14 protein-coding genes and 1 tRNA gene are annotated in these 16,132 nt (G+C 59.4%); 9 read left to right on the top strand and 6 right to left on the bottom strand.

The genetic code is table 11. The features are described from left to right. The first annotated feature begins 85 nt into the window (after positions 1-85). The 5 genes from IM733_RS01230 to IM733_RS01210 all read left to right on the top strand — a co-directional run bounded on the left by IM733_RS01230 (position 86) and on the right by IM733_RS01210 (position 6,074). Positions 86-229 carry a hypothetical protein gene (locus IM733_RS01230; RefSeq protein WP_248919200.1) on the top strand — a complete coding sequence of 48 codons (144 nt, stop codon included), beginning with the start codon at positions 86-88 and terminating at the stop codon, positions 227-229. An 11-nt stretch (positions 230-240) separates the two neighbouring features. After that, positions 241-849, top strand: coding sequence for a virion core protein, T7 gp14 family (locus IM733_RS01225; RefSeq protein ID WP_248919199.1), 609 nt, complete (start codon positions 241-243; stop codon positions 847-849). A 155-nt stretch (positions 850-1,004) separates the two neighbouring features. Continuing rightward, positions 1,005-4,976: a transglycosylase SLT domain-containing protein gene (locus IM733_RS01220; protein ID WP_248919198.1), complete on the top strand. Its 3,972-nt coding sequence runs from the start codon at positions 1,005-1,007 to the stop codon at positions 4,974-4,976. A 39-nt stretch (positions 4,977-5,015) separates the two neighbouring features. Continuing rightward, a complete protein-coding gene (locus IM733_RS01215; protein ID WP_248919197.1) occupies positions 5,016-5,615 on the top strand; it encodes a hypothetical protein in 600 nt (199 codons plus the stop codon). Positions 5,616-5,885: 270 nt separating this feature from the next. Next, positions 5,886-6,074 carry a hypothetical protein gene (locus IM733_RS01210; protein ID WP_248919196.1) on the top strand — a complete coding sequence of 63 codons (189 nt, stop codon included), beginning with the start codon at positions 5,886-5,888 and terminating at the stop codon, positions 6,072-6,074. Here IM733_RS01210 and IM733_RS01205 read toward each other — a convergent pair. Next, positions 6,071-7,738, bottom strand: a complete 1,668-nt coding sequence (locus IM733_RS01205; RefSeq protein WP_248919195.1) for a site-specific integrase — start codon at positions 7,736-7,738, stop codon at positions 6,071-6,073. The genes IM733_RS01210 and IM733_RS01205 overlap by 4 nt on opposite strands. A 94-nt stretch (positions 7,739-7,832) precedes the next feature. Beyond that, a tRNA-Ser gene (locus IM733_RS01200) sits at positions 7,833-7,922 on the bottom strand. Between the two features lie 289 nt (positions 7,923-8,211). Here IM733_RS01200 and IM733_RS01195 point away from each other — a divergent pair. The 3 genes from IM733_RS01195 to IM733_RS01185 all read left to right on the top strand — a co-directional run bounded on the left by IM733_RS01195 (position 8,212) and on the right by IM733_RS01185 (position 10,862). Beyond that, positions 8,212-8,901: a crotonase/enoyl-CoA hydratase family protein gene (locus IM733_RS01195; RefSeq protein WP_248919194.1), complete on the top strand. Its 690-nt coding sequence runs from the start codon at positions 8,212-8,214 to the stop codon at positions 8,899-8,901. Positions 8,902-9,086: 185 nt separating this feature from the next. Then, a complete protein-coding gene (locus IM733_RS01190) occupies positions 9,087-9,803 on the top strand; it encodes a lysophospholipid acyltransferase family protein (protein WP_248919193.1) in 717 nt (238 codons plus the stop codon). Between the two features lie 87 nt (positions 9,804-9,890). Then, entirely contained in the window at positions 9,891-10,862 is a 972-nt protein-coding gene (locus tag IM733_RS01185; RefSeq protein WP_248919192.1) for a magnesium and cobalt transport protein CorA, read from the top strand. Between the two features lie 120 nt (positions 10,863-10,982). On the opposite strand, the gene IM733_RS01180 is transcribed toward IM733_RS01185, so the two are convergent. Then, positions 10,983-11,717: an amidotransferase gene (locus tag IM733_RS01180; RefSeq protein ID WP_248919191.1), complete on the bottom strand. Its 735-nt coding sequence runs from the start codon at positions 11,715-11,717 to the stop codon at positions 10,983-10,985. Positions 11,718-12,245: 528 nt separating this feature from the next. Here IM733_RS01180 and IM733_RS01175 point away from each other — a divergent pair. Further along, positions 12,246-13,052: a c-type cytochrome gene (locus IM733_RS01175; protein WP_248919190.1), complete on the top strand. Its 807-nt coding sequence runs from the start codon at positions 12,246-12,248 to the stop codon at positions 13,050-13,052. Between the two features lie 51 nt (positions 13,053-13,103). Here the strand turns inward: IM733_RS01175 and IM733_RS01170 are convergent, their stop codons facing one another. The 3 genes from IM733_RS01170 to IM733_RS01160 form a co-directional block, all read right to left on the bottom strand. Next, entirely contained in the window at positions 13,104-13,436 is a 333-nt protein-coding gene (locus IM733_RS01170; RefSeq protein ID WP_213660099.1) for a ribonuclease E inhibitor RraB, read from the bottom strand. 184 nt (positions 13,437-13,620) lie between these two features. After that, positions 13,621-13,857, bottom strand: a complete 237-nt coding sequence (locus IM733_RS01165) for a hypothetical protein (RefSeq protein ID WP_248919189.1) — start codon at positions 13,855-13,857, stop codon at positions 13,621-13,623. 140 nt (positions 13,858-13,997) lie between these two features. After that, a complete protein-coding gene (locus IM733_RS01160) occupies positions 13,998-16,076 on the bottom strand; it encodes an LTA synthase family protein (RefSeq protein WP_248919188.1) in 2,079 nt (692 codons plus the stop codon). Positions 16,077-16,132 lie beyond the last annotated feature (56 nt).

Below are 16,132 nucleotides of genomic sequence, written 5' to 3'. Positions count from 1 at the left end.
AGTAGTTCTATTCGAACACCGCTTCACTGACGGCTGTAGATACTCAGTCCAATCAGCCCCAGTGAACTCTTCAAGAAGTGACTTCATGACCGAGCAGGTCAAGAACACGATGGTGGAAGCGGAAGAAGCCTATGACGAGTTGCTCTCCTGTTTGAGCCACCAAGTGGGTCCCCTTAAATCCCGCGAAGCGCCAGTGGGCTTTAACACCCATGTCTATGGTCCACACTAGAGGAAACCATCATGTCAGCACTTAACGGTGCCGTTGCAGGCGCTCAGGCAGGGTCTGCCGCAGGTCCTTGGGGAGCAGCAATCGGCGCAGTGATTGGCCTCTTCGTCGGCGGAAAGGCGGACAAGGAAAACCGCGCCAGGATTGAGGAGGACTACAAAGCTCAAGTTGCGGCACTAAGTCAGACGTATAACTTCGCCAATCAATCTACTGACTTAGAGGTGCAAGCCGCCGCAGAGCAAGCCGCCGCAGACCTTTCCAGCACCCAGACGAACTCCATTATGAACATCGCCGCCCTTCGGGCCGCTGTATCTGAGACAGGTATGGAGGGGAATTCGATGGATCGGGTCATGCGCGCCGCCAAAGGCTCGGACCTCCGCGCAGAGGACAGCATCAGGGACAACTTCAAGCGGACAGTCGCACAATCCCTCCTCATCAAGCAGACCAATCAGATTGGCACCCAGCAGCGTCTCAACGAGCTGCGCCGCCAAGTGGTCAACTCTCAGCCCTCGAAGTGGGCCCAGCTTCTCTCCCTCGGACAACAAGCGGGTAATGCTTACAGCACCTACAAAGCCAATAACCCTTCAAATAAGGGACAGACAGGTAACACCTCCGGACAGTAGTTACTAGCCCCGCCTCTCCGCTGCATCCCAGCAGCTTTCTCAAAATCTCCAGCCCGTTTATTCCTGTCGCCTGAGTCTGCCTGAGTTGCCCTTGTGGGCGCTGGAGACTCAGGGCAGAAGGGAACCAGGCGGCAGCATTAAAAGGAATCCACACCATGCGCAATGACGCAGACGCTACCGGCTTGCCTAAAGAATCCCCCTACCGGGCCCTCTATGTGGCCGCTGGGGAAGCACATGGCGTGAGTCCTGACCTCCTTGAGCGTCAAGGCTTCGCTGAGTCCAGTTGGAACCCTGAGGCACTCGGGCCGATGACCAAGTACGGTCAGGCTCGGGGCCTCGCTCAGTTCATCCCCGGTACTGGCAAGGCCTATGGTCTCCTCACCGATTCAGACTTCCACGATCCTCAGAAAGCGATTCCCGCTCAGGCGCGCTACATGGCAGACCTGAAGAAACGCTTTGGGGGCTCCGATGAGCTGGCCCTGGCGGCTTACAACATGGGCCCTACAGCTCTTCAGCGGAAGCTGGATAAGGCCGGGGGCATCATCGAGAACGCAGAGATCCCTGAGGAAACCCGTGGGTATCTACAGAAGATCCTTGAGGGAAAGCAATCAGGCTGGGCACCAGACGGCACTAGACCGCTCAGCCGCATCAACTTTGGGACCCCATCGGCTCCCGCAGAAAGTGCCCTTGATCGGATCTCCACAGCAACCCCTGTAGAGCTCGGTACGGACTCCGAGCGCTCGTCCTGGGAGGCCCTAATGGGAGGCCTCTGGCGGTCAACCTTCACGAGCGACCACAGAGCTCATAACGTCACCGGCTGGAAGGCTCGACCAGATTGGTCACCTACCGCTGAGGATGTGGAAAGGGTCGCAACGGCTGGCATCGGGGAAGCAGGTGCCACTTTTGTTTTCGATCACGCTCACTCGGGAGATGACTTGGATGGCCTCATTGAGATTGCGAAAGAGAACAGAGAGAGTGCGGCGGCTGACGCAAGAGGCGGTCTACTCACAAGCCTGATGGGGGGGTTAGGCGAGATGCTCGGTGATCCAGTCACCTACGGAGCAATGCTCCTCCCCGGCCTCGGACAAGTTGGGCGCTTGTTCAATCCAGGCACAGCCAGAGTCCTCGCTGGAGCCGCTGGGTCAGGCGTCGAAGGAGCGGCCTATGGCGCCCTCACGGAGTCCCTCCGGGAGTCCTCCACAGGTGTCGATGCCGACTACCAGTCTGCAATCCTCGCTGGAGCTGTTGGTGGAGCGGCGCTTCATGGGATCGCCGTAGGGGTCAAGCAGGCCTTCGGTAGGAACAACCCCATGGACTCCTTCCGGTATGTCGAGGACGCTGAGACCTCCAAGGTCCTTGAGGAAGCTGGGGTGATCTCTGAGCAACCCTACCGCCCCGGTCCCCTGACTGAACGGATCTTGGCTTCAGACGCTGCAAGGAAACAGGCTCAGGATCTCGGGTTCTTCCGTGAGGGATCCGAGAAGAGACTCTCCAAGTCCTCCTATATCAAGCAGCGTACAGCCAAGAAGGAAGGCTCCCCAGCGGTCTCCAAAGAGCAAGCGTCTGAAGAGTACGACCGGCTCAATGGGATCCTCGATATGGAGGACACCCTGAATCCCGTGGCTCGTATCTCGACCATCGGTGAACGGATGCGCTCCAGTCAGAACTCAGAGATCCGCAAGGCCGCTCTGGGACTCTTCAGGAACGATAAGGGTTACAAGGATGGCACCTCGGGGCTCGGTCGGATGACTGGCGAAGAGGTGAAGCGGAACCTGGACAACGAGTGGTTTGATGTTGATTCCACCTACTCCCGGCATGCAGAAAGCTACATCCGCTCCCAGCGTCATGCAGGCCTCTCGAAGGCTGAGCTGGAGGAAGAGTTCGGCTATCTGGTAACCCTCGCCCGTGAATCCGGCAACCGTGAGGGGCTTCCTCAGGCTGTCTCCGAAGCGGCTGACCTGATGGGTAACTTCTATGACCAGCGCATTGGTGACGTACTGACTCCAGCAGGACGCTTTGGGTCTGGTGCGGACATCATTGAGAACCCTCTCCAGTGGCAAGGCGTCAGGAACTACTCCCCGGTCATCATGGACACCGCCAAGATCGCCAGAGCTTCGGCCAAGGCTGGTGGTGACCAAGCGCTCCTTGAGACCACAGGGAAGGCTCTTTATGCCTCCCTGAAGAACCCTGAGGTTCGCACCAAGGCCATCCAGGCGTTTGAGGCGGAGATGAAGGCTCTGGCCGAGCAGGAAGCCCGGAAGAACCCCACGTGGACTCTCCTGGAGCCTGTGAAAGCGGAGACTCCTGACGGGAAGCTCACTGAGGAGTTCCAGAAGTGGGCTCAGCAGAGAGCTCGCAATCAGGCTTTGGGCTACGTGGACCAAGATATGAGCCGCATCAAGGCCCATCTCTACAAGACCATGGACCCGGCAGAGCTTCCTGATTTCATGAAGTCTCGGGGACTCTTCACGACTGACGCGAAGATCACCCTAGCGGACGGCTCAGAGTTCAGCATCAACAAGGATCTTCGGAGCGGTGACGTTCGGTCGATCATGCACAGCTACCACAAGCGCACCGCTGGAGACTTGGCGATGTCCGTGGGGCTGGGTGACTCTGGCTATGCGGGGTTCGCTGAGAGGCTCTCCCGGATTGAACAGCAGAACGCGAAAGCGGGGCGCTCTGGTGACGCTGTACTTAAACGCCAACTGGACGGAGACCTCAACGCACTGAAGATAGCCGCAAAGAAACTCTATGGAATGAGCCTTGGTAATCACGACGAGTCTTGGCTCCACCACCTGACTCAAAGCCTGACGAACCTCTCGTTTGTGGCCAAATCGGCCTACATGGGTCCGATGAATTACACCGAGATAGCTTCGGGTCTTCACAACTACGGACTAGGGTTTTTCTTCAAGGCCCTCCCAGAAGTCGGCCAGATGTTCCAGCGGGTAGCCAAAGGAAAGGCTACGGCGGACGATTTGGCCATGCTCCAGAATCGCCTCTGGGGTGAGGAGATTCATAATGTCGTCTACCCCTCGCACTTGAACAGCGTCTACCAAGTAGCCTTACAAAGCTCCCCCGCCCCTTTCGCCGCGTTTAAGGCAGGCACCGCATGGTTAGCAAGGTGGGCTCCTTCGGCGCAGCTACTAGGGTCGACCACAAACCGGATCGTCAAGGCGGCTCAGGAGGAGTTTCTGGCTGTACTCGTTCGGCATGCTCACGGAGAGCCGTCAAAGGTCTTTTCAGCGGCGAAGCTCAAGTACATGAATGTGGATCGCACGAAGCTCAAGCTGATCCTAGAGCACGTCAAGAAGAGCTCTACCGTTGACTCCAAAGGCCGCTTCACCCTGGACTCTGGCAAGCTTCTTGAAGGTCGTGAGGCTCTCTCGGAGATTCGGCGTATGGGTGATATTGCAGCCACGGACGTGATCCAGAGGCCGTCCATAGGGGACACCTTCATTTGGGCTGACTCTGCAAACCCCTTTATTGGTGCCGTTACTCAATACCAGACATTCTCCATGAGGTCCGTGGAGAAGAAGTTCCTGAAGGGGGCTAACAGGATCCGCAACAAAGATGCTGATGAGGCCCTTCAGCTCGTATTGTCGATGGGCCTATCCGCGCTCGGAGTCGCTGCATTCGCAGCTGTCCGCGCTCAAACGATCCAGGACGATGATAGGCGCACGGAGTTCTACAAGAACACCATGGGTTACGACCCCGATACAGGTGAGATGGATATCTCAACTCTAGCTATTGGGGCTCTGAAGCGTTCCAGTTATATGGCGGGGCCCTCTCTTGCTTGGGACACCATCGGTAGTCCCCTAGGACTGCCCTACGCGGGCCTCGGACGCACTACCCGTGATACAGAGCTAGATACAGGAGAGCGCCCGAAGGCATGGTCATCACTTAGCCTTGCAGAAAAAGTCGGCAACTTCCCAGCCATGAAATGGGCAACCCAGTTTGCATCTATTCCGATTAACGCTGCCAACCTCCTCCGAAACGATCTAGACGAAGATCAAATTCGCCGCCAGAAAGAAGCTCTACTCAGAAACCTTAAAGGCACCATGCCAAATGACCCCGCTACACAGGGTGCGCTGGGCTGGCTGATGGAACACGGAATGTACGAGCCTTAACGAGAAACGGCCAAGGACGGCCTCTATAGGAAGACAATCGTGGAATGCTTAAAGGAACTTGCTCAAAAACAATTCGAGGCCCCCTCGTTCCCCTATGAAGACACCTTGGCAAAACTTATTGTTGATTTTCCCCACTACGCGGTGACGGAAAGCGGCCTTATCCTCAGTTTCAAGCGAAGGCAGCCGCGTTACCTCAAAGCCGCGTTAAACAACGGGCACCTATACGTCTGCCTAGTGCGAGACGGGCTCAACCACTATTCGCCAGTGAGCCTTTTTGTGGGGCGTGCATTCATTGTGATGCCTGAAGGTCGCTACAAGGTTAAACACATTGATGGAAACGGAAGGAATTGCCAGAAGGACAATCTAGAGTGGGCCTTTCCCAAAAACCATTTTGAGTCAATGGTGAGCAACAAAGAGACTCTCACCTTAGAAAGAAAGCGGGAGCTACTCGCCCCCTTCAAATTCGAGGCGCAGTTCCGTTGCTTCAGTGAACCGAAGCTGCTGACCCTGCTGACTGAAGGAGTTCCCGCCTTGCAGGCGATCAGACAGGTCGCAGGGGTCTCATTAAAGCGCCCATTCCTGAAAACTCTGAGCGCACAACAGAAGCGGCAACTGGGTAAGGAAGGGCTCTTATCGTGAAACGTTGATTAATTGATATCTATGCACTTTTGTTTCTCCCCACCTATAAAGAAAAATGTTCCTCCCCACCTTAGATCCCCCCCGAGAGCACATACATTAGGGAGACCCTCACGCACTCAGGGGCATGCTTATGTATAGACAGTAGGAGTGTACTCAGGAGTAACCGAGGAGTTAGTCTCGGGAGGTCCTGAGCAAACCTGATGAGTCCTTCCTGGGATGGGATCAATTAATGATCAACCATCTACAGTAACCCTTCACAAGGAGTCTTCCATGACTGAAGTGAAAGCAAATGAGGACAAGGCTCAAAAGGTCCGCAAGGCTCTCTTGGTCCTGGCTCGGGACAAGCGGACATGGGCTTTTGTGGTCGCTGTTGCGGCTGCTACTGGCTACAGCGTTTCTCCTGATGTCGCTGCGGCGTTTGGTGTCCTCCTAGGGGCCCTCCAGGCTTCGGCGACTTAACCCACCAGAAGGCCGACCTCATGCGCAATCGAGGGCAAGCGCTGGAGTTCCCTTGAGAGCCTCTCCAGGGGCATCGAGCCATAGTCCCGACTGACCGATCCGTCTGAGTGTCCCGTGAGTGCATCGTGGACATCCTCTGGGATCCCTACCTCACGACATAGGGTCTTGAAGGTGTGTCGGAATCCGTGGGATGGAGGGGCCGAGCTTTCGAGCTTAGCCACACCCCTTAGGTACTTGGTCCAATGCTTACCAAACGCTTTGCCATACCAGCCATCCTCTGTAGGAGCCAGTTGAGGGAAGACCTGACCATTGGCCGGTAGCCCCTCGACATATTCAAGGAAGCCCAAAGAGATAAGGTCTGGGTGGATTGGAACGGCACGCCTTGAGCCAGCAGTCTTAACCGTGCGCTCTTCATCATCGCCCGTCTCAAGGATGCTCAGGTAGGCGATCCCTTCTGAGCCCCTGCGAACGTCTCGCACAAAGAGCTGAGCAAGCTCCTCACGGCGAGCACCAGTGTACAGAGCCAACAATGGGATCCAGTAAAGAGCCTTTCCGAGATCCTTCCGAGGTGGCGACCATCCCGCGCTGGTATAGAGCGGACTGGAGAAAATCTTCTTCAGCTCTTCTCTCGTGTAGTCCTTACGGCGCTGGGCGGAGCTGGACTTGGCAATGCTCTTGGCAAGCCTGGTGGCAACCCCAGAGGTGCTCACCGGGTTTTCCTTGATGAATCCGAGCTGAATAGCAAAGCCCAAGATTGCCGAAAGTATCCTCAAGCGAGTTTTGATGGTCGTAGCCTGAAGCGTTGGAAGACCTTCAGCCTTCGCCCTCTCTATCTGCTGCCTAGCACTCAAGCCACGGATACCCTCTCCTTTCGAAGGGAGCTCCTGGAGGAGCATCCGATAGTCCTGAATGGTCTGTCGATCAATCTGATCTACTGGCAAGTCACCAAAAAGCTCGATGAACTTGAGGACCACGGCTTCGTACTCGTCGCAGGTCTTCAGGGCTGTCCGGGTGTGACCTTCAGTGGCGAGCTTATCGGCTTTGAGCTGGGCAAAGACCTCTGACAACTTATGGCGCTTGACCTTGCGCTCCACCTTGAGGGGCTCTTCGGGGAGCACGTCAGGCTGAGCCGTCCAGTCACCACTGTGGCGAGCCAGTGCCAAGTCCGAAAGCTTAAAAAGGTGTTGAGAGAACGCCTCTACAAGAGAATCGTAGAGAGCCCCTGGAGGTACAGGAGGTAAGTTGTAGGCGGTCAGTGCTTGGGCGATGTAGGGGCGCACCAGCGCAGAGACCTTCCCGCTGTCATCGAAGCAATACCGAAGACTCGCGGGACCTTCTCCAGGGATAGGGATAAGGAACGCCTCAAAGTCCCCAGAGGCTTCTACCGAATTGAGCTCTTGAGTAAACCAGCGCGCCGCTAATTGCTGCACATCCCTCGCCGTGAGGAGCTCCCCGCCGTCTCGCTGAGACCTTGCTAGGGCAAACTTGGCCTCAGACTCGACCCAAGCAGCCGCGAAGAGGGCCTTGGCCGACCCGAGCTCTTTGGTCCCTAGGGTTTTCTTGTAGATACCACCCAAGAGGGGCTTAAGGTCCTTCGGGACTGCCCTTCTGATGTAGTAGTAACCCGAGGTCGGATGCTTCCAGGGATTTGCCATAGTGCCCATGATGTACCACTCAAATGTACCAATGTGAGTGGGTTTTCAGGTCCTAGAATTGAAAAAGCCCCTGAAACCTAATGGAATCAAGGGCTTTCGAATGTGGCGGTGAAGAAGGGATTTGAACCCTTGATACGATTTCTCGTATACACACTTTCCAGGCGTGCTCCTTCGACCACTCGGACACTTCACCGTTTCTCTTCAAGCTATTCAGCCTGTCGAGGCGCGCTAATTTAGTAGAAGAGCTTTTCTTTGGCAAGCATTTTTTTCAGAATTTTCATGCGCTTAAGCCAATTCCCCGAAAACGCTGGCTTATCAAGGCAATGCTGCCATTGTGCCCAGCGCTTTTACCCGTCGCCAACGCCCTGCCCCGACTAACCAAGGGCGGCCGGCCTGGCACTGACTGGCCGGTCAGCCTTGGCGCTTTACCTGGCCGGCGCCGCTGGGTAACGTCGTCGCCACGCCATCCAAAGGACTCTGCCATGAGCGAGCTGATTACCTACCACGCCGAAGACGGCATCGCCACCCTGACCCTGAACAACGGCAAGGTCAACGCCATCTCGCCGGATCTCATCGTCGCCTTCAATGCCGCCCTCGACCGCGCCGTGGAAGAACGCGCCATTGTGATCATCACCGGCCAGCCGGGCATTCTCTCCGGCGGCTACGACCTCAAGGTGATGACCGCCGGCCCCAAGGAGGCCGTCGGCCTGGTCACTGCTGGCTCCACCCTGGCCCGCCGCCTGCTGTCGCACCCCTTCCCGGTGATCGTCGCCTGCCCCGGCCATGCCGTGGCCAAGGGCGCCTTCCTGCTGCTGTCGGGCGACTACCGCATCGGTGTCGAAGGCCTCTACACGATCTGCCTGAACGAAGTGCAGATCGGCATGACCATGCACCACGCCGGCATCGAACTGGCCCGCGACCGCCTGAGCCGCGCCGCCTTCCAGCGGGCGGTGAACAATGCCGAGACCTTCGACCCGCAGGGCGCGCGTGAAGCCGGCTTCCTCGACAAGGTGGTGCCGGCCGAACAACTGCACGCGACCGCTCTGGCGGCTGCCCGTGAGCTGAAGAAGCTGAACATGCTGGCGCACAAGAACACCAAGCTGAAGGTGCGCAAGGCACTGCTGGAGGCGCTGGACGAGGCGATCCTGCAGGACCAGAACCACATGGGCTGATCGCCGAGCCTATGCCTCTGTAGGAGCGGCTTCAGCCGCGATCACCCGCGCAGCGGGTGCCGGGGACACGGCGCCTGCATCGCGGCTAAAGCCGCTACAAAGACCCGCCAGACGCTCACCGAGTATTTGCCCCGGACAGTGCACACCCGTACACTGCGCCGCGACTGTCTGGTGTGAGCCGTCCCATGCTTTATATCTTGCGCATGCTCCTGCTGGCGCTGCATTTCCTGCTGGTTGGCGTGCTGGGCCTGCTGATCGGCCTGCTACGCCCCTTCAACCCCGATAACAGCCGCGTGTTCGCCCGCCTTTATAGTGTGCCGGCCGCCTGGTTCATGCGTATTCGGGTAAAGGCCGAAGTCGGCCCGCTGTGGGACCAGCCGCCTGGTTGCGTGATCATCGCCAACCACCAATCCAACTACGACCTGTTCATCCTGGGCCACGTGGTGCCTCGGCGTACCGTCGCCATCGGCAAGAAGAGCCTGGGCTGGATCCCGCTGTTCGGCCAGTTGTTCTGGCTCGGTGGCAATGTACTGGTCGATCGCAAGAACGCCTACCAGGCGCGCAAAGCCCTGCAGGCGACCACGCGCACCTTGCGCGACGACACCTCGATCTGGATCTTCCCGGAAGGCACGCGCAACCCCGGCGAGCAATTGCTGGCGTTCAAGAAAGGCGCGTTCCACATGGCCATCGAAGCCGGCGTGCCGATCGTGCCGGTGTGCGTCAGCCGCTACACTAAGCGCCTGGGCCTGAACAGCTGGCGGCAACGCACGGTGATCATCCGCTCGTTGGCCCCCATAGCCACCGCCGGCCTCACCTCGCAGGACATCCCCGCACTGATCGAACAATGCCGCACCCAGATGCAGCACTGCATCGACCACATGGAACACGAACTCTCCGTGTAGGTACGCAATTCTTCACGCCCCACAGGTTGCCCCGGGCCGCCTTACAGCCCAAGCTGTCACGGTGTTCAATCGAATAAGCGGACAACCATGGGTCGAGTCGTCGCGTCGGCGGTGTACAGCGCCGGCAGGAAGGTCACCAACATCAGCCTCGACGAAGGCGCCGAGTGGGCCCGCAAGCCCGGGCACTTCGTCTGGATCGGCCTGGAAGCGCCCAACGCCGAGGAGCTGGCCAACCTGCAACGCCAGTTCGGCCTGCACGAACTGGCCATCGAGGATGCCCTGGAAAAACACAGCCGGCCCAAGCTCGAGACCTTCGGTGACGCGCTGTTCATCGTCACCTACTCGCCGGTGCGCCATGAAGGAAAGCTCGAGTTCATCGAAACCCATATCTTCGCCGGCAACGGTTACATCATCACCTGCCGCAACGGCCACTCGAAGTCCTACGCCCTGGTGCGCCAGCGTTGCGAGGCGCGCCCGCTGCTGCTGGAACACGGCGAAGACTTCGTGCTCTACGCCCTGCTCGACTTTGTCACCGAAAACTACCAACCGGTCAGCGAGGCGATCCATGGCGAGATCGAGGAGTTGGAGCAGAGCGTGCTCAGCAACTCGTTGAAGGAAGAGGACGTCCAGCGCTTGCACAGCCTGCGCCGGGATATCCTGCGCCTGCGCCGCTACGTGGCGCCGATGGTGGAGGTCAGCGAGGAGCTGCAGCGCCTGAGCTTCCCGTTCATCGACAAGAACATGCGCCCGTATTTTCGCGACGTGCAGATCCACGTCACGCGACAGATGGAAGACCTGGCCGGCATCCGCGATATCGCCAGCCAGACCATCGAGATCGGCATGCTGCTGGAGTCGTCACGCCAGAGCATCACTCAACGCAAGTTCGCCGCCTGGGCGGCGATCCTGGCGTTCCCCACGGCGATTGCCGGGATCTACGGGATGAACTTCCAGAACATGCCAGAGCTGGGCTGGCATTACGGCTACTTCGCCGTGCTTGGGGTGATCGGGTTGGGGTGTTCGGGGTTGTACTACAGCTTCAAGCGATCTGGTTGGCTCTAGCCCATTCGCCAGCAAAGCTGGCTCCTACAGGTATCGCGCCGATCTTGGGCAACCCGTAGGCGCCAGCCTTGCTCGCGATGCTCAGCATGGCCAGGCCAAAACACACCGCTGGCCCGACGATCACACCGCGCTATCGCCCGCCTTGGCCGGCTGCTGAATGAAGCGCAACATCCATTCACCCACGAGATCACCCTGGTGCTCGCTCGCCAGGCTGGCCACGGCTTTCTGGTAAACCTCCTCGCCCAGGAAGTCCTGACGCGCATCGAGCAACGCGCGCGAATAGTCGTGGACAAACTCCGGATGCCCCTGGAAACACAGCACCTGGTCACGGATGTGATAGGCGGCGTTCGGGCAGAAGTCGCTGGAGGCGATTACCGTGGCGCCCTCAGGCACTTCGGTAACCTGGTCCTGGTGGCTGATCAACAGCGTCAGCTCGGTCACTTCCGGGTCCATCCACGGCGCATGGGCCGCCAGGCTGTAGCGGTGGATTCCCACTCCCCAGCCCTTGTCGGCACGCTCGGCCTTGCCACCGAGGGTCAGCGCCAGCAGTTGGTGACCAAAACACACGCCCAACAGTTTCTCGCCACGCTCATACAGCTTGAGCAGGTAGGCTTTCAGCGTCTGGATCCAGGGGTCACTGCCGAACGAATCGGCCTTGCTGCCGGTCACCAGGTAGGCGTCGAAAGCTTTGCCGTCCTCGGGGTAGTCGCCGTTCATCACGTTGTACACGTCGAACTCGGCGGCGACCGGCTGACGCGAGAACAGCTGCTCGAACATCCTTCCGTAGCCCTGGTACTGCGCAACCAGCTCAGGTCGCAGGACATCGGTTTCAAGGATGCAGATGCGTAACGACATAGGGATAGTCCTGAACGACATGTGTGTGGGAAATGCTGTAAAGACTGACGCGAAAGGCTCTTACAAGCAAGTAGGATATCCGGACGAACGGTAGACCCTGTAACCCTTGGTAACCCTGCCCGCGCACTCGTCTAGCCCCAGCGTGGCAGCGGTGTGGCCAGTGGCCTTAAAACCCGTTGAAATTATCGAAAGTCCAGTTAGAACAAAGCGTTCTGAAATAGGGATGACGCGGGCCCTACTGTTGGTTGTATACCCAGACACAAGAGGCAAGCAGGCACGGCGCTTCATCGCGCCACTGCGATCGACCCGACGCGCGACAGGGAAGCCAAGGGTTATTCAGGAATAACAACAAGAAGGCGGTCCGCCATGTTCAGACAATCGAAAGTACGCCAAGCAGGGCTCATTCTCTTCGCCACCACGCTGCTGCTGATTTTGCCGAACCTCACCCGGCTGTTCGGTTGAACAGCGCTGTGGCCATTAATGGCAATGCACAGGTAACCTGCCGACCTTGATGGTTGGAGATTGCCCATGCGCGCGTGCCTCACCCTGATCTGCCTGTTGCTTGCCCTGCCTTCGTGGGCCGCGCAGCTGACCCTGGAACTGGGGGCCACCAGCCGCCACTGGCAAAGCGAACAATTGCTCGGCCACCCCCAGGCCCGGGATATCACCATCGAGCAGGACGTCACCTACAAGCGCACCCTGCATTACCGCGCCATACCGCTGGCCGCGCTGCTTGAGGGGGTAGAACCGGGCGATCACCTGCAGGCCGTCGCGCTGGACGGTTTCGCCGCCGAGATGCCGGCCGCCACGTTGCTGCAGCCAGGCCCGGCGCAGGCCTGGCTGGCCATCGAGGATCCGGCTCACCCCTGGCCTTCGATCGGCGCTGGAAAACCGAGCGCAGGGCCTTTCTACCTGGTCTGGACCCAACCTCAGGCCAGTGGTATACGCCCGGAGCAGTGGCCGTTCCAGATCACTACGATTCGCCGCCTGGCAGCGGTCGAGGCACGATTTCCCGCCTTGCTTCCCGATCCGGCCCTGCCCCTGGATGACCCCGTGCGCCAGGGCTTTGCCCTGTTCCAGCAAAACTGCCTCGCCTGCCATCGCTTCAATGGCGCTGGCGACGCGCAACTGGGCCCCGACCTGAACCTGCCGCACAATCCCACTGAGTATTTCCAGTCGGCGTTCCTGCGCCAGTACATTCGTGACCCCCAGAGCCTTCGGCGCTGGCCACAGGCGAAGATGCCGGGCTTCTCGACCCAGGTGCTCAGCGAGCGGGAGCTCGATGCGGTACTGGCTTATCTAAAGCATATGGCTGGGCGCAAGACCGCCGACTAGTGGCCCTGTTCGCCGGCAAAGCCGGCCCCTACAGGTAGATGTGTACTCGCGCTAGGCGATTGGCCGCTCCTGCTTGACGCCCCAGCCTTCGACTTCGCCGCCGAACGGCGAGATGGCACGCTCGAAGGATTGTTCGAAGGCGCCGATACCGCCATGGGTGGCGTACATGACCTTGCTCAGTTCCAGATGCCAGGCGCCATCGTCACGCTCGCGAACCTGCGCATTGATGGACTCGCCGCGAAACGCCCCGGCCGCGCGCCGGGCACCCGCTTCATCAGGGAAGACGGCATAGAACTCGATGGGGTGGATGCGGGTGAAATCGAAACCGCCAGCTTTCATCTGGCGCAGGACACTGCTGCTGATGTCTTCGTTCTGGCTGCTCATGAAACGTCCTCCTGCAAAGCAATGGATAGACTTTCAGTGCACGACGCACCTGCCTGGCAACGGTGCCATGCCTGGCAATTAGAGCTGATGCAAGACGCGAATCGAATCGACACAAGCCCGCAGATTAGGCCGGTGCCTCACTCCAGCGTAGTGCCTGCACAGGCACCACGCCAGAAGCCTGCTTTCAGGGGACTTCGCGGATATCGGTGATGACGACGCCGTTCTGCTCCTTAAGCCAACGCGCCGTGGGTGAAGGGGTACGGTCCTGGAAGTCGTTGAGGTCCAGCTCGTCCATGACCGGAAACAGATGCGAACGTATCGCGCGCGCGGCGTCTTCCTCGCTGGGGCACTGCTCGGCATTGAGAAGCAGCGACGTCGGCTCGCCTTTCTGGTCGGCAAAGATGACTTCCCACTCTTTCATCGATAAACCCTCGCTAAACGCGCAACGTTGAGTGATACCCGTAGTAGCTGACCGCCATACACGCTCGTCGTTCAGGGGGGCAGACCGGCAACGCAAAAAAAAGCCCGCCGATGACGGCGGGCTTCCCTGGAGCGCATCACTTACTTCGGTGTGCCGTGCACCACACCGGCGGTGTTGTCCAGCAGGCTCTTGGTCGCCGTCTGGATGTACGCCTCGAGACGCTTGAGCATCTGCGGCTGGTCTGGGCTTTCGATCAGCTCGGCCTTGAACTCGCGGCCCAACTGGTAACGGTACATGCGCGGGGACATGTCCTTGGACTCGATCAGGATGCGGTCACCCTGCACCAGGCCGACGATCTGCTCGCTGCCCGACGGTTTGATCATGCCCACGCCCTCGTCGCCCTCAGGCAAGTTGAGCAGGTCGCGGCCCCAGCACTGGTGACGGGCCTGGCCACCCAGGCGGCCCATGATGGTCGGCACGATGTCGACCTGAGTGCCCACGGTGTGGTTCACCGCGCCGAACTTCTCCTGGATGCCGGGAGCGATCAGCAGCAGCGGCACGTTGAAGCGGCCCAGGTCCAGCTCGGTGACCTGCTGGTGGTTGCCAAAGCCATGGTCGCCGACGATGACGAACAGGGTCTCCTTGAAGTAAGGCTCCTTGCGCGCCTTCTCGAAGAACTGGCCCAAGGCCCAGTCGGAGTAGCGCATGGCGGTCAGGTGCTCGTCCAGGCGCCCCTGGCCGGTGACCTTCTCGACCGGCAAGTTGCTCGGCAGCGCGTACGGCGTGTGGTTGGACAGCGTCTGCAGCAGGGCGTAGATCGGCTTCTTGCCATCGTGCTTGGCCAGCTCTTCGTTGCCGCGGTCGAACATGTCCTGGTCGGACACGCCCCAGGTCGGGTCGGAGAATACCGGGTTGACGAAATCATTGCGGCCAATGAAGGTGGTCATGCCCTGGTTGCCGAAGAACCCGGACTGGTTGTCCCAGGCGAAGTCGCCATTGTAGACGTAGACATCGTCATAGTCGCGGGCGCTGAGCAGGGCCGGCAGGCCGGACAGCTTGTGGCCACCCTCCGGGGTCTGCATCAGGTACTCGAAGCCCGGCAGGTTGGGGAAGCAGGCCATGGTGGCGAACATACCCTGGTGCGTGTGGGTGCCGTTGGAGAAGAAACGGTCGAACAGCAAACCCTCTTTGGCCAGCTTATCGAAGTACGGGGTGATGTTGTTCGGGCTGCCCAGGGCGCCCACCGAGTGGCCGGCGAAGCTCTCCATGAGGATCACCACGACGTTCTTGATCGGTAGCGCGCGGTCCTGCGGCGGTACGAAGTCACGGCGGATCGCGGCTTCGTCCGCGTCAACCAGGGTGTCGTGGGCAGTCAGCAACTGCTCGCGCACACTCTGGGTGGCCTCATCCTGCTTGAGCACCGGTTTCCAGATATTGGAGCGGTCTTCGCCATAGCGGCTCTTGGCGGCGTCGATCAGCGTCAACGTGCCGTTCAGGCCCAACTGGTTGACGAAGTTCGAGTCAGTGGTGAAGGCATCGCCCCAACGCATCGGTGGGCCCTGCCGCAGGGTGCCGCGGGCGGCGATCACGGCCACCAGGAGGATCACCATGAACACGGCCAGGCGGCCGTACCAAGGGGCGACCGAACGACGGCCAGAGGCCTGGATGGAATCACCAGCGCCACGGGTCAGGCGGTCGATGCCCTTGAACAGCAGGCTCAGCAGCCAAGTGCCGAACAGCCAGGCCAGCAGGTAGCGAACCACCGGGAAGCCGTACCAAAGCATGCTCAGGACGGTCTTGGGGTCTTCCTGAATGTACTGGAACACCAGGCCGTTGAGACGCTGGTGGAACTCGCGGTAGAAGTCCATCTCCATCAGGCCGAGGAACATCACCACGCTCGAGGCGATGGTCAGCCAGAAGCGGAACAGCCCGCGCCGGGCCATCAGCCATGGGCTGAGCAAGGCCAGCAGCAGCGGGATGCTGATGTACACCACCACCCGCAGGTCGAAACGCAGGCCGTTGAAGAAGCCTTCGGCGACGGTCGAGTAAGGGGTGTCGCCGATCATGTCGCTGTTGTAGACCAACAACGCCAGGCGCACCAGGCTGAGCATCAGCATGATCACCAGACCGCTGAGCAGCGTGTAGGCCAGGTGGGATTTCAGGGTTGGCGAGAACGAGCCTCGCACGCCCTGTTGCTTCAAGGCGTCCGTGTTAGCCATGAATGGAGAGGTCCTAGGATTGCGGTTTGCGGGAAGGCGACAATCGCCGACAGCCA

The organism is Pseudomonas entomophila (genome assembly GCF_023277925.1).
Taxonomy (GTDB): domain Bacteria; phylum Pseudomonadota; class Gammaproteobacteria; order Pseudomonadales; family Pseudomonadaceae; genus Aquipseudomonas; species Aquipseudomonas entomophila_D.
Note: the sequence above shows the minus strand (reverse complement) of the source record. Positions and strands in the feature narration are given on the sequence as shown.

What these genes read in the sequence shown, in the direction of transcription:
- IM733_RS01175 (WP_248919190.1), top strand. Translation starts at nt 12,246, where the DNA reads ATGCGCGCGTGCCTCACCCTGATCTGCCTGTTGCTTGCCCTGCCTTCG.
- IM733_RS01225 (WP_248919199.1), top strand. Translation starts at nt 241, where the DNA reads ATGTCAGCACTTAACGGTGCCGTTGCAGGCGCTCAGGCAGGGTCTGCC.
- IM733_RS01180 (WP_248919191.1), bottom strand. Translation starts at nt 11,717, where the DNA reads ATGTCGTTACGCATCTGCATCCTTGAAACCGATGTCCTGCGACCTGAG.
- IM733_RS01205 (WP_248919195.1), bottom strand. Translation starts at nt 7,738, where the DNA reads ATGGGCACTATGGCAAATCCCTGGAAGCATCCGACCTCGGGTTACTAC.
- IM733_RS01195 (WP_248919194.1), top strand. Translation starts at nt 8,212, where the DNA reads ATGAGCGAGCTGATTACCTACCACGCCGAAGACGGCATCGCCACCCTG.
- IM733_RS01190 (WP_248919193.1), top strand. Translation starts at nt 9,087, where the DNA reads ATGCTTTATATCTTGCGCATGCTCCTGCTGGCGCTGCATTTCCTGCTG.
- IM733_RS01210 (WP_248919196.1), top strand. Translation starts at nt 5,886, where the DNA reads ATGACTGAAGTGAAAGCAAATGAGGACAAGGCTCAAAAGGTCCGCAAG.
- IM733_RS01170 (WP_213660099.1), bottom strand. Translation starts at nt 13,436, where the DNA reads ATGAGCAGCCAGAACGAAGACATCAGCAGCAGTGTCCTGCGCCAGATG.
- IM733_RS01220 (WP_248919198.1), top strand. Translation starts at nt 1,005, where the DNA reads ATGCGCAATGACGCAGACGCTACCGGCTTGCCTAAAGAATCCCCCTAC.
- IM733_RS01230 (WP_248919200.1), top strand. Translation starts at nt 86, where the DNA reads ATGACCGAGCAGGTCAAGAACACGATGGTGGAAGCGGAAGAAGCCTAT.
- IM733_RS01185 (WP_248919192.1), top strand. Translation starts at nt 9,891, where the DNA reads ATGGGTCGAGTCGTCGCGTCGGCGGTGTACAGCGCCGGCAGGAAGGTC.
- IM733_RS01165 (WP_248919189.1), bottom strand. Translation starts at nt 13,857, where the DNA reads ATGAAAGAGTGGGAAGTCATCTTTGCCGACCAGAAAGGCGAGCCGACG.
- IM733_RS01160 (WP_248919188.1), bottom strand. Translation starts at nt 16,076, where the DNA reads ATGGCTAACACGGACGCCTTGAAGCAACAGGGCGTGCGAGGCTCGTTC.